Genomic DNA, 18,491 nt, shown 5'->3' with positions numbered 1-18,491 from the left:
CCCAACTCAGGCTGAACGGCTCACTGTCGAATGGGTTCCCCTAAAAGCGGTCCGCCGGACGGTGTCCATTGAAGGACCCCGCCCGGCGGTGGCTGGAAACCGTTTGAGGGGTGCGGCTTCCAGTGTTCACCTGATGAGCCGTCAGGCTCATGCCCTCTTGAACAGGCCGGCCAGAAGCGAAATGACCAGGAAAGCGAGGAAGATAAAGAACAATATCTGCGCGATTCCGGCGGATGTGCCGGCGATGCCGCCGAAACCAAGCGCGCCGGCAATAATCGCCACGACGAGAAATACGAGCGCCCAGTACAGCATGGTTCATCTCCTTCGAATGATGCGATAAAAACGTGGGTGGATGCGGTTTGTTCCACCATTCGCCGAAAAAGACGGGGCTTGCAAATCGTTCCGGGCAGCGCCGGCTGGAAATTCGCCGGTAGCCGATCCGGCTTGTCAAAAAAGGCCGCCGGATGGGTCGCATCCGGCGGCCTTTCTTTGATCTTGTCCGGCTTCCGGAGGCCGCGATCTATGCGGCAGCCTTGGCCTGCCGATCGAAGAACAGCGCCTGGCTGATCAGCGCCTTCACCATGTCGGGATTGAACGGCTTGGTCACGAGGAAGGCGGGTTCGGGGCGCTCTCCGGTCAGGAGACGCTCGGGAAAGGCGGTGATGAATATCACCGGCACCGATGTCGAGGAGAGGATTTCGTTCACGGCCTCGATGCCTGAGCTGCCGTCGGCGAGCTGAATATCGGCCAGCACCATCTTCGGTCGGGTCTTGCCGAACATCGTCACCGCTTCGGCATGGGTACGCGCCGTTCCTACCACGCGATGACCGAGGCTCTCGACCATCTCCTCTATGTCCATGGCGATCAGCGGTTCATCCTCGATGATCAGCACATCGGTCGCCACCTGGCGTGAAATCTCGTTGCTTGCCTGAGCAAGCAACTCGGAGAATTGCTGGTCACCGACATCGAGGATTTCGGCCGCCTCGTCCTCGCTGAAACCTTCGACGGCAACCAGCAGGAAGGCCTGGCGCGGAAGCGGCGCGATGGCATTGAGATTGGCGGCCGCGCGCTGTTCCCACGCCGATTGTGCCTGCTCCTGCGGGACGCGGATGGCAACCGATGTGAAGAGCTTGGCGAAAACCTTGTACAAGGCGATCCGGTCACTCGATGCCTCGGGGAAGATCTCGATGTCGGCGATGATGGCTTCGAGCATCGCGGCGACCAGCGCGTCGCCGCTCTCTTGCGATCCCGAGACGGCACGCGAAAAGCGGCGCAGGAACGGCAGGTGCGGTGCGATGGTGGCGGATAAACTCATGGTAAGACGTCTCCCTCAGATGACGCGAGTGCACGGATTGCAGGTCAAGCTTGTTGCAAGCCCCGCTAATACAACGCGGGTTTTCCGAAAAAGTTCCGGCCTATATGGAACGAATAGATGGGAACGGCGTTTGATATCGGGATGGGCAACCCAGACGAGGGTGTCGCTTGCCTTGTGTTGTGTTGTTATGGGCGGCTTGGGCGCTGGGACTATAAGGGCGAAATGAAGGATATGACGAAAGATATTTTGGCTGGCGCCGCGGGCAGGCGCCGGAACGGTGCCGGCGACCCGCTGGGGCCGAACTCCGAAATCGGACGCAAACTCAAACAATATTACGACGAGCTGGTCTCCGACAATGTGCCGGATCGCTTCGCCCAGTTGCTCAGCCAACTGGAACAAGCCGAACCCGCACAGAAGAAGGACTAGGTCATGGCCGCGGTCTCCCAAGGCTTCAAGACCGATCTGCTTGGGGCAATCCCGAGCTTGCGGGCCTTTGCCGTGTCGCTGACGCAGAATGCCGACAAGGCCGATGACCTCGTTCAGGAAACGCTGGTCAAGGCCTGGGACAAGCATGAGAGCTTCCAGCCTGGCACCAATCTCAAGGCATGGCTTTTCACGATCCTGCGCAACGAATTCTATTCGCAGATGCGCAAGCGCGGCCGCGAGGTGCAGGACAGCGACGGCATCATGACGGCCCGGCTTGCGGTGCATCCGGCACAGCACGGCCAGCTCGACCTCAAGGATTTTCGCGGCGCCCTCGAGCAATTGCCGGAGGACCAGCGCGAAGCCATCATCCTGATCGGCGCATCGGGATTCTCCTACGAGGAGGCCGCCGAAATCTGCGGTTGCGCTGTCGGAACGATCAAGAGCCGCGTCAGCAGGGCTCGTACACGCCTTCAGGAAATCCTGAAAATCTCCGGCGAGGACGAGTATGGTCCCGATGCGATCTCCGCCCAGGTCACGGGCACGGCGGCACATTGAAATACGGGCTGCATCACGGCAATTCGAGTGCCGTCGCGTCAGTCTTAGCCGGGGGAGCCGCGACCGTAGGCTAGCGCCACCGCTTCAACGAGGTCTTCGCCTGAATAGGGCTTGGTGACCAGCCTCACCCCGGGAAAGGATGCCTTGATCTCGTCCGCATCGGAGTAGCCGGACGCAAACACGAACGGGACGCCGGTCTCCCGCAGGCCCGCGGCGAATTCGAGCGTCGAAGCGCCGCCCAGCATCAGATCGACAATGGCCGCGTCGAAATGCGTCGCGACCTTACGGCCGTCGATCTCGGCCAGGTCGCGGGCAACCACCACCTCGCCCGCACCGTGGTCACGGCAGAGTTGCTCGACATCCATGGCTATGAGGAATTCATCCTCCAAGACAAGAATGCGCAATCCGTCAAGTAATTGGGGCACAGGCAATCGCTCCTTGAAACGCCGGGATTCATGATCGCAATTTGGTGTCTTGTCATTTAAAAAAGACATGCGCCGGCGACGAAACAGCGATCTCGGGCAAGCGCGTGAAACTGGCCTGCCGACGGCAGACTTTCGCAACGGGGGATCGAAATGCCAAGCCAGATCGGGCGCTCTTTTTCAAGCCGGCAATATCCTTGCGAGCAGTGCCCGTTACGGCCCTTGTCGGTATTCCGGGAGTTCGAGAAACCGGAGCTGGCCTTCATCAGTCAATTCAAGAAGGGCGAGCTCACGGTCGACAAGGGTGCCACTGTTCTCGTGGAAGGAAGCCACAGCGCCCATCTCTACACCGTGCTGTCCGGCTGGGCATTTCGCTACAAGCTGTTGCAGGACGGCCGCCGACAGATCCTCAATTATCTCATGCCTGGCGATCTCATCGGCTTGCAAGGTAGCGTCATGGGGGAGATGCAGCATTCCGTCGAGGCCCTGTCGCCGATGCTGCTTTGCGTGTTCGAACGCGATAACCTGCATGAACTCTACCGCAACCATCCCGGTCTCGCCTACGACATCACCTGGATCGCGTCGCGCGAAGAGCGCATGCTGGACGAGAACCTGCTCAGTCTCGGCCGCCGCAGCGCGATCGAGCGTGCCGCCTATCTTATCGCCTTCATCGCCAGCCGAGCCAAGGTCGTCGGACTGAACGGCAAGCAAACCATCCAGATTCCGATCACGCAGCAGCACATCGCCGATACGCTTGGCCTGTCGCTGGTTCACACCAACAAGACGATCCGCAAGCTGATGGATCGCCAGCTGATCGTCTGGCGCGACGGCGGGTGCGGGGTCGTCGACAATGAAGGGCTGAAGCAGCTCGCCGGCTGGGAGGGGCTGGGCGAGGGCCGCCGGCCATTGATCTGACACCGCACTTCTTGCCAGGGCGGCGGATCGGGTGCGCATGACCGGGTTTTCGGCTAGTTTGTCCGGGCATCGGAACTTTGGGACGCACGGCGCGTTTGAAATCGAGCAATCACAAGGAGTTAAGCAATGGCAACCGCCGCAAGCAAGACCGCCAACGAAGCGCGGACGAATCCGGATCTCGAAGCCGACATCAGGCAGTTGAAAGCCGATATCGACAAGCTCACCAAACAGCTGGCCAAGACCGGCGAACACGGCTACGGCACGGCGCGCCGGGCGGCGGCCGAAGGCGTCGAACAGCTGCGCGCCCAAGGTGAGGCCGCCTTCGACAGCCTGCGCGGCAACGCCAGGGATATTGAGGCGCAGATGGTGGCAAGCGTACGCGAAAAGCCGGTGACGTCTCTTGCAATCGCCGCTGGCGTCGGCTTCCTGTTCGCACTGCTGGCGCGTCGCTAGTTCCGCCGAGATGGGACTGCTGGCTTCCCTGCTCTCGGCTTTCGCCTCGGGTGAAACAATGGCCGCCGTGCGGCGCGCGCGCACGGCGGCCGTCGTCTACGCGTTTGCAGCGTTGGCGGCATTCTGCGGCCTCGGCTTCCTGGTCGGGGCAGCTTATATCTGGACGTCGGTGCGGTATGGATCGCTAGCTGCCGCGATTGGTTTCGGTGTCGGCTTCCTGGTGATCGCGGGCCTTGTTCTTCTGATCCACCGGCTGATGGCGGGCGCCCGGGTCCGCCGCGAGGCAAGGCGGCGCAAGGCCGACATGAAGGCGATCGGCATTACGGCCGCGCTCGCCGTGCTGCCGACATTGCTGAAGGGAAAAGGCGGACTCGGGGTTATTCTTGGTCCGGCCGTGGCACTGGCGGCCTATGCCATCTACCGCGAGAACGTGAAGCCGGACACCGATCATCCGGATGCCGGCGAGGAGTAGTATGTTGGCACCTGCACTGCCTCGTCTCACTCCGACAGATCTTCCAGCGGCATCGATATTTCGGCGAAGACGCCGTCCGGCCGGAATTCATGGGTCACTTCGCTCGAAATGACCTTGGCCAGACTGCGCCGGATGAGGATCGAGCCAAAGCCGTGCCGCTCCGGAGGCGCAACTTCAGGACCGCCGCTTTCGCGCCAGGTGAAAACGAGGCGCCGGTCGCCTTTCCTGCCTTGCGCCTTCCAGCCGAGATCAACCTTGCCCGATGCAACAGACAGCGATCCATATTGCAGCGCGTTGCTGGCCAGTTCGTGCAGGATCAGCCCGAGCCCGACGGCCTGATCAGGCGACAGCAACAGATCGGCGCCGGAGATCGTCAAGCGTGGCTGGTCGGCGGTGTCGAAGGGCTTGATCTCGATCTGGACGAGTTCACGGATGCCGATGCCGCGCCATTCGCGGTCGGACAGCAGACCATGGGCAATACCCAGGGCCTGAAGCCGCGCGCGGAAGGCCTCGAGGAATTCGCTCGGCTGGCGGGCATGGCGCACGGTCTGCGTCGCCAGCGCCTGGACCGTTGCCAGCGTGTTCTTGACACGGTGGTTGAGTTCTCTGAGCAGCAGCCGTTGCCGTTCGTCGCCAAGCTTGCGTTCCGAGATGTCGTAGTTGACGCCGAAAATCAGCGTCGGCTTGCCGTCGCCATCGCGCTCGATGACACTGCCGCGCGTGGCCACCCATCGCGGTGGATGAAAGCCTTTCACCCGGTATTCGCCGAAATAGTCGTCGCTGCCGGTCAAGGCGTCGCGAAAGCGGGTTTCGGTTTGATAGACGTCGCGCGGGTCGATGGCGGTCAGGATGTCGCGCGCCCGCAAACGCGTCGAGCGCGGCAGGTTGAACAGTTCGGACAGCCTGACGTCGCACTCGATCATGTCCGTGCGGATGTCCCATGCCCAGCTGGCGAGCGACGCCGCGTCGAGGGCGATGGCGCGCCGCTTTTCCTCGCGCGCCAGTGCGGCCTCGGCGATCGCGCCGCTGCGGGTTGCATCCTTCAGGGTGAACAGGCTGCCGGCGAGACCGGCGAGCATCGTCAACTGGTCCAGTGTGGCGCTGGATGGAAAGACATGGGGTTTGCGATCCATCACGCACAGCGTGCCGATCCTGGCGCCGGCCACGAGCATCGGCGCGCCTGCGTAGAAGCGCACATGATGCTCGCCTGTGACCAGCGGGTTGTTCTTGAAGCGGGGATCCGCCGTCGCATCAGTCACCACCATGGGGCCGTCACCGGCGGCGATGGCGTGGGCGCAGAAGGAAATTCTGGTCGCCGTTTCCGTTTCGTCGAGGCCAAAGCATGACTTGAACCATTGCCGCTCGAGATCGACAAGCGTGACCAGCGCTATCGGTGCCTGCATTACGGCCGCGGCGAGGTTGCTGATGCGGTTGAAATCCACGTCGATCGTCGAATCGATCACCTCCAGCCCACGCAGCACGGCGAGCCGGTCTTCGTCCTTCACCGCGCGCGCGACCTCGGCTGGCAGACCCAGCGCTGCTTCCGCCTTGCTGCTCACCCAAGTCCCCAATGCCCAGTCCCGACTTCCGCCATCCTGTTGGTCTCTTCGCCGGCACTGGTCCGGCTTGCCTGGAACCATCCTAGCGAGGAACCGTTACCCGACCATGTTTCGCCGGCCGCGTCAGCCGGCGCAAATCGAGACAAGGGCCGATCATGACCAAGATCATTCCCGAAAACAAAGCGCGTCAGGGACGGTGGGGCTGGCATGTCTTGTATATCCTGATCGCCGCGCTGCTCCTGAGTTTCGCGGCCTGGGGTGCCGCTGAAATCTATGGCCGGGCGGCCAAGACACCGGCGACCGAGCAAGGAAGCGCGCCGGGCGGCTAGTTTTTTGGCTTTCGTCGTTCGAGACCGCATCAGGCAGCCTTTGCCTCGGCGATGCTGGACGGCACCAGGACGTTGAGCGCTCCGGGATGGATTTCGATCGTCGTCTCACGATCGAGCCTGACCAGTTCGCCATCCATCACGGCCCGGAACTTTCTGCCGCCGGAATGGATTTTCAGCACCGTACGGTCGGCTTGGTGAATTTCGACATGCTCGTTGTCGCGCCACTTGCCGCGCGCAATGTCGAACAAGAACTTGAGCAGTTCGGCGCGTTGCTGCGCCACCGTCACATAGATGCCGAGCACGCCGCCGGCAGGGTTGTCGGCATAAGGCAGATGGCCTTCGCCGAACAGATTGTTGGTGACGCCGATGCCTGATATGCGCGCCATCACCTCGGCGTCGCCGATGCCGAGCGTGACGTTCATCGCCGGCGGGTTCTTGATCGTTGCCCAGGCCGCCTTTGCCGAAGCCCTGATCTTGCCCAGGCGCGAACCGAATTCCATCCCCTGGCGCAGCTGCACCATCTTGGCATGCATGCCGATCGAGAACTGGTGAACGAAGGGCTGGCCATTGGCCGTGGCCATGTCGACCGCGATGATTTCGCCGTCGGCGAAGGATTTTAGCGCGGCATCGAGCGACTGTGGAATGCCGAGGCCGCGCGCGAACAGGTTCATCGTGCCGGCCGGCAATATGGCGAGCGCCTTTTTCTTGCCCATCAGCCTCGCGGCCGCGGCCGAGATGGTGCCGTCACCGCCGCCGGCGAGCACGACATCGACGCTGCGGCGTGACACGGCGTTGTCGAGGGTTACCACGACATCCTTGCCGGCAACGATATCGATACTGAGAGAGTGGCCCGCCGCGTCCAGCGTCTGATGCATGCGGTCGGAGAAAGCTGAGATATCGGTGGTACGCAAGGTGCCGCCATCTCGGTTCAGCACCGCTGCAAATTTCATGCCCCGCTCCGCTGCTCAATCACAACCTAACCAGGACGCGCCCAGCCGTAGGCTGAAACGCGGCGGGCTTGGAAAGGTTCCGGCTGCGCCGCAATCCAGGCCGGATTCGAAGCTGGGTAGCGCGCATTCGCTTCGTGGGAACAACAGCATGGTCACGACGTTGTGAACCTGTAGAGATGCCGCGTCCGATCTCCCCAGCGACGGTTCAACCGGGCGCGGCGTGCACGAAATCAGCACGAGGAGAGACTATCATGATCCGCACCCTTTTAGCCACGACCGCCCTTGCGACAATGGTCGCGACCGGTGCCTTCGCCCAAAGCACTGCAACCCCGGCCCCCGCGAAGCAGCCTGCGGCGCAGGAGCCGGCCGCGCCGGTGGTGCACGCTGAGGGCAGCATCGTCACCAATATCATCGGCGAAACCGTCTACAACGGCACTGGCGACAATGCCGAGAATATCGGCAAGGTCACTGATGTCGTCTTCGACAAGGACGGCATGGTGAAATCCGTCGTCATCGGTGTCGGCGGCTTCCTTGGCGTCGGAACCAAGAACGTCGCCTTTGACTATGACAAGCTGCAATGGGCCGAGAAGAACGGTGACCGCTGGCTGGTCGCGCAGACGACCAAGGACGAGCTGACGGCGCATCCGGAATTCGACAGCAAGGCTTATGCGCTGGCCCCGGCCGCATCGACGACTGCCCAGGCGCCGGCCACGTCGACAGACACCGCGCAGAAGCCCGCGGAGGCGAATGCGGAACCGGTGAAACAGGCTGATGGCAATCTGGCCACAAACATCATCGGCGAAAATGTCTACAACGGCACAGGCGACGACGCCCAGAAGATCGGCGACGTGAACGACATCGTGCTGACCAAGGAAGGCAAGGCAAAGTCGCTGATTATTGGCGTGGGCGGCTTCCTCGGCATGGGGGAAAAGAACGTCGCCTATGATTTCGCCAAGGCGCAGTGGGCACAGAAGAATGGCGACCGCTGGCTGGTTGCGCAGACCACCAAGGAAGAACTGCAGGCGCAGCCGGACTTCAACCGCAAGGCCTATGATCCGGCACCGGCTACGACGGCATCGAACGAGCCGGCGGCAACCGCGCCAGCCACCGCGACAGCTCCTGCTGCCGCTCCGGCGGACAAGACGGCGGCGGCGCCGGCTGACGCCACCGCTCCCGACCAGACAAAGACCGCGGCCATCGACAAGTCGAAGCTGACGGAGATGCCGATTGGCGAGATCAGGGCTGACGATCTGAAGGGCACGACAGTCTATGGCGCCAACGACGCCAAGGTCGGCGAGATCGGCGATGTCGTGCTGGCGCCCGACAAGAAAACCGATGCTGTGATCGTCGACGTCGGCGGCTTCCTCGGCATCGGTTCGAAGGAGGTCGCGGTTGGCATGGATAATTTGAAGTTCATGACCGACAAGGACGGCAAGAAGTACCTCTATACGACCTTCACCAAGGAGCAGCTCGAGAAGCAAGCGGCTTACGACAAGGGCTCCTACGCGCAGAAGCGCGACGAGCAGCGTCTGATCGTTCGATAGGCAAGGAAACGGGCGGTAGGGGAGATCCCTTACCGCCCTGCCTGCGACCTTGCGTATCCAGCCACCCCGTTTTCCGTCAGTTCCGAGAGTGCAAGCGACTGGTCGAGATGTTCGGCCCGCCAGGCAAGCAGCCTTTCGGCGAATTCCAGGCGGGTGGAGCGATGTGCCGGACTGCTGGCGAGGTTCTTCAATTCGCCAGGGTCGTTCTCCATGTCGAAGAGCAAAGGCGGCAAGCCCCCGCCAAAATGCACGTATTTGAATTTCTGCGTGCGGATGACAGCGAGGTTGCACTGGCGCGAGGTAAGGCCGAAGTGCCGTTCGGCTTCACCGTCCGCGACCGAGCGAAAGTCGAACTCCCAGTGCGCCGCGTCGCGCCAAACGGCGGGCGTTCCACCGCTCAGGAAGGGTTTCAGCGAGCACCCGTCAAGATGCGGTTCGGGAGCCACGCCGAGCAGGTCGATGAGCGTAGGCAAAATGTCCACAGCTTCGGTGAAGCGATCGACAGTGCTGCCAGCGGCCTTGCGATGGCGGGGATCGCGGATGATCAGCGGGATGTGATAGCTGCCGTCGAAATAACCGCCTTTGCCCAGCATGAAATGGTCGCCCATCATTTCGGCGTGGTCGGAGGTGAGCACGATGATGGTGTTGTCCCAGGCGCCTTCGGTCTTCAGCGCTTGCCAGAGGCGGCCGAGCTGTGCGTCGACTTCGGAGATCATGCCGTAATAGATGGCTCGGATGCGGCGGAAATCATCCTCGCTCCAGTCGTGTACCTTGCCCGTGGCACCGGGGCGGAACCTTGCGCGGTTTTGCCGGCCAAGATCATAGGAGATGTAGGGGTGGCCCTGAGATTCGGCTCGCCAACTTTCCGCACGGTGAAAAGCCGGGCCGTCCGCCGGATCGTATCGGGTGTTGTACGGTTCCGGCACAATGAAGGGCGGATGCGGGCTGATAAAGGAAAGATGGGCAAACCATGGCGCGGCCTCCTCTTGCTCGCCCAGCCAGCGGATGAATTCGCCGGCAAGGAAGGCCGTTGGCGTCTGGTCCTTGGAGTAAACGGGTGGCGCTTCAGTCACCGCGCCGTCCGCCTCGCCCACGGGGCGATGGATATCAGGACTTCCAGCGCTGGCATCGATGCCCTGCTGCTTCAGCCATGACAGCCACTGCTTCTGATGTTCGGGCAGCAATTGGCGCACCGTGAAGCCGGGCAGCACGCCTTCATAGCTGTGCAACCGTGGATCGGCCGGTGCCAGCTGGCGCGGGTCGAGCGACACGTCAGTATAGCCGAACAAGGTCGGATCGTAACCGACGCTGCGCGCGGCAAGCGCGATGTTGCCGTGGCGGGCATCGAGCGGCGTGCCGTTGCGGCAGACACGGTTGTTCATCTGGTAGAGGCCTGTGTAGAGGCAGGCGCGCGCGGGCGAGCACGGAGCCGCGCCGCCGTAGTGGCGCTTGAACAGCACACCTTCGGCGGCCAGCGCATCGGCATTCGGCGTCTTCACCTGGAGATGGCCGGCAGTCGACAGGCAGTCACCGCGCCACTGGTCGCAGGTAATGAGGAGGACATTTGGCCGCCTGCCTTTTCCAGTCACTTGCGCTACCCCTTCCCAGCACGTTCGAATGCGCACATGGAACCGATTCCATCAGCCGCGCAAGGCCATGGTCTTTGGCCGAATGGTGAACGAGTTTCTTGTCACTGTTCACTTTTACAGCACAGTCCATTCTGTGTTTGCCGCCTTTGCCACAACAGATCGTGTCCTCATATTGGCGTGGACAGCGGCGAGGGCCGCACAAACACCAAGGGAAGGAGCAAAGACATGCTCGACCAGATCAAGGGCCTGCATCACGTCACCTCGATGGCCAGGGATGCACGGCAGAACAATGATTTCTTCACCCACAAGCTCGGCTTGCGCCGGGTCAAGAAGACGGTCAATTTCGACGCGCCTGATGTCTCCATCTCTACTATGCCGACGAGGTCGGAACGCCGGGTTCGGTGATGACCTATTTTCCGTTTCCCAACATCGGCAAAGGCCGCCATGGCGTCGGCGAAGTCGGCACCACGGTCTACTCCGTGCCGGACGGCACGCTCGCCTATTGGGAAAAACGCTTCACCGACGAAGGTGTAGCCAATGTCGCCCGTGAGGAAAGTTTTGGCCAGAAGCGGCTCAGATTTGACGGTCCGGACAGCGACGGCTTTGCCCTCGTCGAGGACAAGGCCGACACCAGGGCGCCCTGGGTGAAGGGCGGTGTTGCCGCTGACGAGGCGATCCGCGGCTTTCATTCGGTTTCGCTGAGGCTGAAGGATGGAGGCGCCACCGAGGAGCTTTTGAAGTTCATGGGCTACGAGGAAGTCGACAAGTCAGGCAATGTCAGGCGGCTCGCCGTCAAGAACGGCAACGGCGCCGATGTCGTCGACATCGAATCGCTGCCGACGGCCCCCTTCGCCGATCTCGGCGCCGGCTCCGTCCATCATGTCGCCTTCGCCGTAGAGAACCGCGCCAAGCAGCTTGAAGTGCGCAAAGCGCTGATGGATACAGGCTATGGCGTGACGCCGGTGATCGACCGCGACTATTTCTGGGCGATCTATTTCCGCACGCCCGGTGGCGTGCTGTTCGAAGTCGCCACCAACGAGCCGGGCTTTGACCGTGATGAGGACACCGCCCATCTCGGCGAGGCGCTGAAGCTGCCCACCCAGCATCAGCACCTGCGGCCCTATCTCGAACAGCATCTGCAGAAGCTGGAGGGCTGAGCGATGAGCAAGGACGCTTTCATCCACAAGATGCTGCCCGGTTCGCCGGGTGGTCCGCTGCTCTTCGTCTTCCATGGCACGGGCGGCGACGAGAGCCAGCTTGTCTCGCTGGGGCGCGATCTCGCGCCCCAGGCCACCATCATCTCGCCGCGCGGCGATGTTTCAGAACAAGGTGCCGCGCGTTTCTTCCGCCGCACCGGCGAAGGCGTCTACGACATGGACGACCTTGCGCGGGCGACGGGCAAGATGGTGGGCTTCGTCAAGGCCCATGTCGAGGCGACGACGCCATCGGCCGTGCTCGGCCTCGGCTATTCCAACGGCGCCAACATCCTGGCCTCGCTGGTGTTCGAAGCCCCTGATCTTTTCGACGCCGCGGTGCTGATGCATCCGCTGATCCCGTTCGAGCCGGAGGTGAAAGGCAGCCTTGCCGGCCGTCAGATCCTGGTGACCGCCGGCAGGCGCGATCCGATCTGCCCGCCGAACCTGACGGCGCGGCTCGAAGCCTATTTGCGTGCCGATGGCGCCGATGTCACAGTGGAGTGGCACGAAGGCGGGCACGAGGTGCGGCCAAACGAAATCGAGGCGGCGCGGCGGCTTTTTGCCGGTGCCCAAGGAGTGTAAAGAGATGCCCGATCAGCTGCCAGAGATCGAACTTGAAGATCGCGGTTCCAAGGGTCGCTACGTCCTGCGCGGCGCCGGCGGCGCCGAAGCCGAAATGACCTTCACCAAGATCGGCGAGCACCAGCTCATCATCGATCACACCGAAGTGCCGGACGCCTTTCGCGGCCAGGGCGCCGGGCTTCGGCTCGTCACCCGCGCCGTCGAGGATGCGCGCGCGGCGGGCAAGAAGATCATCCCGCTCTGCCCGTTCGCCAACGCCCAGTTCCGCCGCCATCCGGAATGGGCCGACGTGCTGAAGCAATAGGTCGGACAGGCTTTGTCATTTGCGCGGGTAGCACATCTTGCCTAAGTGGGTATGATATATCGCTCCCGCGCCGATGAACGAACCGAATGACCCCCCTATGACCGAATCCGACCTCGTCCCCGTCTTCGACGGCCATAACGACACGCTGCTGAGGCTCTATCAGTCCAAGGACAGGGACGTCGAAAAGCTGTTCGTCGAAGGGAAATCGGGCGGCCATATCGACCTGCCGCGCGCCAAGGCCGGCGGATTCGCCGGTGGCATGTTCGCCATCTTCCCGCCGCCGGTCGAGAAAGCGCGGCGCAGCGCCGTGCCTTCGGCGCCGAGCGACAGCGAGCCGTTGCCGCCCGAGGTTCCGCGCGCCGATGCGCTCAACTCGACGATCGCGATGGCGTCGATCCTGTTCCGGCTGGAGCGTGCCGGCGCATTGGCGGTATGCCGCAGTGCCGGCGATGTGCGCCACGCCATGGCGCAAGGCACGATTGCCGCGGTGTTCCACATCGAGGGCGTCGAGGCGATCGATCCCGAACTCTCCATGCTCGACGTTCTGCATGCCGCGGGCCTGCGTTCGCTCGGCATCGTCTGGAGCCGGCCGAACGCGTTCGGCCACGGAGTGCCGTTCCGCTTTCCGTCCTCGCCCGACACCGGACCCGGCCTGACCGATGCCGGCAAGGCGCTGGTCAAGGCCTGCAACGAACTGAAGATCATGATCGACCTCTCGCATCTCAACGAGAAGGGCTTTCGCGATGTCGCTGAAATCAGCAATGCGCCGCTGGTCGCCACCCATTCCAACGTGCACGCGATCTGCGGCCATTCGCGCAATCTGACCGACTGGCAGCTCGGCGCGATCCGCGAATCCGGTGGCATGGTCGGCCTCAACTTCGCCACCGGCTTCCTGCGCGAGGACGGCCGCATGAATGCCGACACCAGCCTCGACATCATGGTGCGCCATATCGATTCCCTGCTGCAGGCTCTGGGCGAGGACGGCGTCGGTCTCGGCTCGGATTTCGACGGCGCCATGATCCCGGCCGTCATCGGCGACGTCGCCGGTCTGCCTAAACTCGTCGATGCGCTGGCGGCGCGCGGTTTCGGCCGCGCGCTGATCGAAAAGATCGCCTACCGCAACTGGCTAAGCATGCTCGAGCGCACGATCGGCTGAGCCGGCGCTACTTGTCGTAGCCCATGCGCTTCAGCCAATCCTTGCCGACGCCACGGTCGCGAATGATCGGCAACGGGTTTTCCGAATCGAGCCTGGCGCAGATGCGGTAGACCTCCAGGGTCTCCGCACTCATCTCGTCGCGCTTGTAGAAGAACATGGCGGCGGCGTAGCGCGTTCGGCCCGACCATTTCTCACCGAGCGGCGTGTTGACCAGTTCCCACTGTTCGGCGGCTTCGCCTTCTTCCTCGGCCATGCTCAGAAATCCGCCGGCGGGTTGGCGGTGCGGCGGTCGAGCTTGATGAAGGGGCGCGCCACCACCTTGGCCCGTTTCATCAGCTTCTGGTACTGCAGCTCGCGCATGGCGTAGATTTCGACCCAGAGGTCTTCCACGACAGTATCACCATAGGGCCGCGCCAGCGAGGCGATGGCGATGTTGCGCTTCGCCATCGGCGACCACATGGCGGCGCTGACCAAGCCGACTTCCTGGCTCTTCTTGTAGTAGACGATGGCGTGTTCGGCCGGGATGTTGCCCTCGATCTCCAGCCCGACCAGGACATGGCGCAGTCTGCGTCTTGTCCTCGCTTCGAGGATGGCGCGGCGGCCGTTGAAATGGGCCTTTTCCAGATCGATCATGAAGCCGAGCCCGATCTCGTCGGGCATGCGCAGGCGGTCGGCGCGGATGGCGTGTTCGGCGGTGGTGAAATCGGCATTGGCGACAATCAGCCCTGCTTCGAGCCGCGCGCGGTTGAGCGCGGTATAGCCGATGGCCCTGATGCCGCGCAGTTCGCCTGCCGTCATCAGCCGGTCCCAGAGACTCAGCGCCTTGTCGGCCGGCACGAACAATTCGTAGCCGAGATCGCCGGTGAAGCCGGTGCGTGAAATGATGACCGTGCCACCGTCATGCGGGAACTCGGCGAGGTCGAATATTTTCAGCTTCTCGACACCGGTGAAGCCCGCATCGCGCAACACGGCGAAAGATGTGGGGCCTTGCAAGGCGAGCCCGGCGACGGCCTCGGTTTCTTCCTCGACGGTGACGTCGAAACCAAGGGCGCTGTCCAGCAGCCAGGGCAGATGCCGCTCCTGCGAACACAGCCGGAAGCGGGTTGGCGAAAGTCGGAACAGCGTGCCGTCATCGAGGACAAAGCCTTCGTCGTCACACCATGCGGTGTAATGAACGCGGCCGGGCCTGAGCTTGGTGACATCGCGCAGGGTGACGCGGTCGAGGAAGGCTTCGGCATCCGGGCCTTCGATGCGGTATTTGGTCATTGGCGAGATGTCGAAGAGCGCCGCCTGGCTGCGGATGGCGAAATATTCGAGCTCCTCGTCCCAGAGCGAATGCGGCGCGCGGTAACCGGCCCAATTGTACCAGTCCTGGGTCTTGGCCAGCGCATCGAGGCGCGGCTGGAACGGCGTGCCGAGACGCAGCGTGCGGAAGTGGGTTTGCGCGAGGGTGCGGGCAGAAACAGCCGCATTGGCTGTCGTTGCAACGGGCTTCTTCCTGGTTGCCTGAGCCATAACCTACCCTTTCATCGCGATGATGCGCCGCGCGGCATTCAACCCGGGCGCACCGGAAACACCACCACCGGGATGCGAACCAGCACCGGCCAGGAACAGCTCGTCGAGCGGCGTGTCATAGCCCGACCAGCCGGAGACAGGACGCGAGATCAGCATCTGATCTGCCTGCAGTTCACCATGATGCCAGTGACCACCGGGCATACGGTAGCGCTTCTCGATGTCGGCAGGCGTCAGAAGCTCGGCATGGCGCACCGTCTTGCCGATGCCAGGCGCGTAGGCTTCCAACCGAGCCAGGATTGCCTCGAGGAATTTCGGCTTGCCGGCGTTCCAACCCTCTTTCAACTGATAGGGCGCGTATTGCACCACGGCTGACAGCACGCAGGCGCCGTCTGGCGCCAGCGACGGGTCCGCAAGGCTGGGCAAGGTTATCTCCATCGCCGGCTCGGGCGAGAACTCGCCGTACTTCGACGGATTGAAGGCACGCTCGACATGGTCGGGGGAGGGGGCGATGACCAGCCGCCCCTTGTGGTCGGCGGCATCGGCGCCAGTGAATTGGGGTGGCCGGTCGAGCGCCAGATGGAGCTTGGCGGCATCACCCTTCATGCGGATATTTTTCACCTTGCGCATGAAGCCGGTATCGATCCCGCGTGGTCCGACAAGATCGAGGAAGGTGGTCGCCGGGTTGATGGCGGAGACGATCGTCCTGGCGCGAAGCTCCTCGCCATTGTCGAGGACGACGCCGACGGCGCGGTCTTTCTCGACAATGATCCTTGCGACGGGCACCGATGTGCGGATCGTGACGCCGGCCTTTTCGGCGGCAGTGCGGATGGCCACGACCACCGCGCCCATGCCACCCCGTGGCAGCAGTTGCGCTCCGGCCGCACCGCCGATCTCTCCGGCCAGACGATAATAGAGCCCGAGCAGCGAGGTCGGCGAGCGCGGGCCAAGATGACTGCCGAGGGTGGCATCGAAGGCGAGCAGCCCCTTCAGCCTGTCGTCGGCGAGCTGCTCGTCAAGCAGGTCGGCAACGTTCATCAGAAGCACGCGCAGGAAGTCGCGCATATCTTCCTTGCCGAGTTTCTTCAACGCTAGCGCGGTCTGGCCGAGCGAAGCTGTCTCCAGCAGCGACATGCCACCGAGATCAGGCGGCCGGCGCGACAGGAACGGCTTCAATATGCCGGCATAGCGCAACAGCTGCGCGCGCAAATCCTTCCAGGCGGACTGTTCCGACGAACTGGCGCCGGTCAGCACCTCGCCATAGGCGCCATGCAGGACAAGTGGCGGTGCATCTTTCGACAATGCGACTGACGGGATGAAGTCGGCGCGGGCGATTTGCAGCCCGTGCTTTTCCAGCTCCAGCGTCTTCATCACATCGGGGTGCAGCCGGTTCAGCACATGCGCGATCGACGAGACGCGAAAACCGGGCGCAAATTCCTCGGTGCGCGCCGCGCCGCCGGGTTCGGCTGCGGCTTCCAGCACCAGCACCTTGCGGCCGGCCTTCGCCAGCGTGGCGGCAGCGACAAGCCCGTTATGGCCGCCGCCGATAACGATGCCATCAAATAACGTCATGGGCCGGGCTCATATGCGAGGTGGATTTTGCGAGATCGCGCAGGATTTCGGCCGCAGCATTGCGGCCGGGCGCGCCCATGACGCCGCCACCGGGATGGGTCGAGGAGCCGCACATATAGAGCCCACCGAGCGGCGACCGATACTGCGCATAGCCCGGCACCGGGCGGTTGAACAGAAGCTGGTCGAAGGTGAGTTCGCCCTGAAAAATGTTGCCTTCGGTGAGACCGACCTCGGCCTCGATTTCGCGCGGCGTGCGCACTTCCATGTGGACGATGCGGTCGCGAAACCCCGGCGAGTATTCAGCGATCTGCGCGATCACGCTTTCAGCAAAACCGTCGCGGTCGGCATCGGTCCACTCGCGGCCGTTCACCTTGGGCGGCGCGTACTGCACGAAGCAGCTCATGAAGTGTTTTCCCGGCGGGGCCATGGTCGGGTCGAGCGTCGTCGGGATCACCATGTCGAGGAAGGGATCGGCGGACCAACGGCCGGCCTTCCAGTCGTCATAGGCGCGCTCCATGCGCTCAATCGAATCGGTGAAATGCATGTCGCCGCGATAGACTGGCGAGTCCTTCGGCAGCGCCGGGAATTCCGGCAGCGAATCGAGCGCGATGTTGACCTTGCCTGAGGAGCCGCGGATCTTGAAGTTCTTGACCCGGCGCAGGAAGATGTCGGGCAGTTCCTTCTCCTCGACCAGCTTCAGGAAGGTGCGCTTCACGTCGGCATTGGAGACGACCAGCTTGCCGTAAATCTCCTCGCCGCCGGCAAGAACGACGCCCTTGGCCTTACCTCTGTTCACCAGCACATGGTCGACCTCGGCGCTGGTGCGGATCGTGCCGCCGGAGGCCTTGAAGGAGGCTGCCAGCGCCTTGGTGACTGCGCCCATGCCGCCGCGCGCATAGCCCCAGGCGCCGACCGATCCGTCGACCTCGCCCATATAGTGGTGCAGCAGCACGTAAGCGGTGCCGGGCGACATCGGTCCGAGTGCCGTGCCGATGATGCCGGATAGCGCGAAGTTCGCCTTGATGACGTCGGTCTCGAAATATTCGTCGAGGAATTCCGAGATAGACATCGTCCAGAAGCGCAGCGTCAGCGCCATTTCCTCGGCGGAGAGACCGGCGAATTTCTTGCCGAGATAAAGCAGTTCGCCGAGGTCGCGCGGCCGCAAACTGGTCGGGTCCGGCGCGGTGCGCATCAGCAACGGCTGGATGAAGCGGCACTGGCGCGTCACGTCGCGAGAGTAGCGGTCATAGGCCTCGGCATCCCTTTTGGAGAAGCGGGCGAATTCGCGCCGGTGCGCGTCGTGGTCGCGGTAATTGGCGAGGTAGTCGCCGTCGCGCCTGAACACCGCACCGCCCTCATAGGAAATGACCTGCAGGCCAAAGCGCGGCAGGTCGAGGTCGCGCATGATTTCGGGGCGGAACAGCGAACAGACATAGGAGCAGTTGGAGTAGAGGAAGCCCGGCGTCAGCTCCCGGCTGGTGGCAGCACCGCCTACCCAGTCGTTCTTCTCGACCACAAGCACGTCGAGGCCGGCGCGCTGGAGGTAGCAGGCGTTGACCAGACCGTTATGTCCGCCGCCGATGATGATCGCATCCCAAGCTTTCATTGTGGCCCAGTCCTCCCTGTTTTGCGTCATTCCC

20 protein-coding genes and 1 pseudogene are annotated in these 18,491 nt (G+C 62.9%); 11 read left to right on the top strand and 10 right to left on the bottom strand.

What is annotated here, in order from left to right; translation table 11 throughout:
* Window positions 1-147: 147 nt before the first annotated feature.
* Together EN861_RS06725 and EN861_RS06720 are read right to left on the bottom strand one after the other, a co-directional pair.
* A complete protein-coding gene (locus tag EN861_RS06725) occupies window positions 148-312 on the bottom strand; it encodes a DUF1328 domain-containing protein (protein WP_027031438.1) in 165 nt (54 codons plus the stop codon).
* A 208-nt stretch (window positions 313-520) separates the two neighbouring features.
* On the bottom strand, window positions 521-1,315 hold the full coding sequence (locus tag EN861_RS06720) for a response regulator (protein ID WP_127280180.1): 795 nt from the start codon (window positions 1,313-1,315) through the stop codon (window positions 521-523).
* A gap of 222 nt (window positions 1,316-1,537) precedes the next feature.
* Between EN861_RS06720 and EN861_RS06715 the strand changes: the two genes are divergently transcribed.
* Together EN861_RS06715 and EN861_RS06710 are read left to right on the top strand one after the other, a co-directional pair.
* On the top strand, window positions 1,538-1,741 hold the full coding sequence (locus tag EN861_RS06715) for a NepR family anti-sigma factor (RefSeq protein WP_127280183.1): 204 nt from the start codon (window positions 1,538-1,540) through the stop codon (window positions 1,739-1,741).
* 3 nt (window positions 1,742-1,744) lie between these two features.
* Entirely contained in the window at window positions 1,745-2,296 is a 552-nt protein-coding gene (locus EN861_RS06710) for an RNA polymerase sigma factor (protein ID WP_010911883.1), read from the top strand.
* A 44-nt stretch (window positions 2,297-2,340) separates the two neighbouring features.
* On the opposite strand, the gene EN861_RS06705 is transcribed toward EN861_RS06710, so the two are convergent.
* On the bottom strand, window positions 2,341-2,721 hold the full coding sequence (locus EN861_RS06705; protein ID WP_245464483.1) for a response regulator: 381 nt from the start codon (window positions 2,719-2,721) through the stop codon (window positions 2,341-2,343).
* A 150-nt stretch (window positions 2,722-2,871) separates the two neighbouring features.
* Here EN861_RS06705 and EN861_RS06700 point away from each other — a divergent pair, with 150 nt between their 5' ends.
* The 3 genes from EN861_RS06700 to EN861_RS06690 all read left to right on the top strand — a co-directional run bounded on the left by EN861_RS06700 (window position 2,872) and on the right by EN861_RS06690 (window position 4,558).
* Window positions 2,872-3,633, top strand: a complete 762-nt coding sequence (locus EN861_RS06700) for a Crp/Fnr family transcriptional regulator (protein WP_135863085.1) — start codon at window positions 2,872-2,874, stop codon at window positions 3,631-3,633.
* Between the two features lie 126 nt (window positions 3,634-3,759).
* Window positions 3,760-4,086: a DUF883 family protein gene (locus tag EN861_RS06695; RefSeq protein WP_135863083.1), complete on the top strand. Its 327-nt coding sequence runs from the start codon at window positions 3,760-3,762 to the stop codon at window positions 4,084-4,086.
* A gap of 10 nt (window positions 4,087-4,096) precedes the next feature.
* Window positions 4,097-4,558: a hypothetical protein gene (locus tag EN861_RS06690; protein WP_127872058.1), complete on the top strand. Its 462-nt coding sequence runs from the start codon at window positions 4,097-4,099 to the stop codon at window positions 4,556-4,558.
* 26 nt (window positions 4,559-4,584) lie between these two features.
* Here the strand turns inward: EN861_RS06690 and EN861_RS06685 are convergent, their stop codons facing one another.
* Window positions 4,585-6,117: an HWE histidine kinase domain-containing protein gene (locus EN861_RS06685; RefSeq protein WP_127872057.1), complete on the bottom strand. Its 1,533-nt coding sequence runs from the start codon at window positions 6,115-6,117 to the stop codon at window positions 4,585-4,587.
* Between the two features lie 155 nt (window positions 6,118-6,272).
* Here EN861_RS06685 and EN861_RS35305 point away from each other — a divergent pair, with 155 nt between their 5' ends.
* Window positions 6,273-6,446: a hypothetical protein gene (locus tag EN861_RS35305; protein ID WP_189343577.1), complete on the top strand. Its 174-nt coding sequence runs from the start codon at window positions 6,273-6,275 to the stop codon at window positions 6,444-6,446.
* Window positions 6,447-6,475: 29 nt separating this feature from the next.
* Here the strand turns inward: EN861_RS35305 and EN861_RS06680 are convergent, their stop codons facing one another.
* A complete protein-coding gene (locus EN861_RS06680; protein ID WP_135863081.1) occupies window positions 6,476-7,396 on the bottom strand; it encodes a diacylglycerol kinase family protein in 921 nt (306 codons plus the stop codon).
* A gap of 251 nt (window positions 7,397-7,647) precedes the next feature.
* On the opposite strand from EN861_RS06680, the gene EN861_RS06675 reads away from it, so the two are divergent.
* Window positions 7,648-8,940, top strand: a complete 1,293-nt coding sequence (locus EN861_RS06675) for a PRC-barrel domain-containing protein (RefSeq protein ID WP_127278577.1) — start codon at window positions 7,648-7,650, stop codon at window positions 8,938-8,940.
* 29 nt (window positions 8,941-8,969) lie between these two features.
* Here EN861_RS06675 and EN861_RS06670 read toward each other — a convergent pair whose 3' ends face one another.
* On the bottom strand, window positions 8,970-10,529 hold the full coding sequence (locus EN861_RS06670) for an alkaline phosphatase family protein (protein WP_135863079.1): 1,560 nt from the start codon (window positions 10,527-10,529) through the stop codon (window positions 8,970-8,972).
* 225 nt (window positions 10,530-10,754) lie between these two features.
* On the opposite strand from EN861_RS06670, the pseudogene EN861_RS06665 reads away from it, so the two are divergent.
* From EN861_RS06665 to EN861_RS06650, 4 genes and pseudogenes are all read left to right on the top strand, one after another.
* Window positions 10,755-11,686: pseudogene (locus EN861_RS06665) on the top strand (VOC family protein).
* Between the two features lie 3 nt (window positions 11,687-11,689).
* Window positions 11,690-12,307 carry an alpha/beta hydrolase gene (locus EN861_RS06660; RefSeq protein WP_127278574.1) on the top strand — a complete coding sequence of 206 codons (618 nt, stop codon included), beginning with the start codon at window positions 11,690-11,692 and terminating at the stop codon, window positions 12,305-12,307.
* A 4-nt stretch (window positions 12,308-12,311) separates the two neighbouring features.
* A complete protein-coding gene (locus tag EN861_RS06655; protein ID WP_015315410.1) occupies window positions 12,312-12,611 on the top strand; it encodes a GNAT family N-acetyltransferase in 300 nt (99 codons plus the stop codon).
* 97 nt (window positions 12,612-12,708) lie between these two features.
* On the top strand, window positions 12,709-13,767 hold the full coding sequence (locus EN861_RS06650; protein ID WP_135863076.1) for a dipeptidase: 1,059 nt from the start codon (window positions 12,709-12,711) through the stop codon (window positions 13,765-13,767).
* Between the two features lie 7 nt (window positions 13,768-13,774).
* Here EN861_RS06650 and EN861_RS06645 read toward each other — a convergent pair whose 3' ends face one another.
* From EN861_RS06645 to EN861_RS06630, 4 genes are read right to left on the bottom strand one after another with little or no spacing between them, the layout of a single operon-like run.
* Window positions 13,775-14,020: a hypothetical protein gene (locus EN861_RS06645; protein WP_127872049.1), complete on the bottom strand. Its 246-nt coding sequence runs from the start codon at window positions 14,018-14,020 to the stop codon at window positions 13,775-13,777.
* A 2-nt stretch (window positions 14,021-14,022) separates the two neighbouring features.
* Entirely contained in the window at window positions 14,023-15,282 is a 1,260-nt protein-coding gene (locus EN861_RS06640; protein WP_135863074.1) for an aminomethyltransferase family protein, read from the bottom strand.
* Between the two features lie 3 nt (window positions 15,283-15,285).
* The gene (locus EN861_RS06635; protein WP_135863072.1) at window positions 15,286-16,851 is read right to left on the bottom strand and encodes an NAD(P)/FAD-dependent oxidoreductase; all 1,566 of its coding nucleotides are present in this window, start codon (window positions 16,849-16,851) and stop codon (window positions 15,286-15,288) included.
* Window positions 16,838-18,457 carry an NAD(P)/FAD-dependent oxidoreductase gene (locus EN861_RS06630; protein ID WP_135863069.1) on the bottom strand — a complete coding sequence of 540 codons (1,620 nt, stop codon included), beginning with the start codon at window positions 18,455-18,457 and terminating at the stop codon, window positions 16,838-16,840. The genes EN861_RS06635 and EN861_RS06630 overlap by 14 nt, the downstream gene beginning before the upstream one ends.
* Between the last annotated feature and the right edge of the window lie 34 nt (window positions 18,458-18,491).

The sequence above is a fragment of the Mesorhizobium sp. M8A.F.Ca.ET.218.01.1.1 genome (assembly GCF_004791165.1).
Classification (GTDB): domain Bacteria; phylum Pseudomonadota; class Alphaproteobacteria; order Rhizobiales; family Rhizobiaceae; genus Mesorhizobium.
This window is presented reverse-complemented; position numbering and strand designations above follow the sequence as displayed.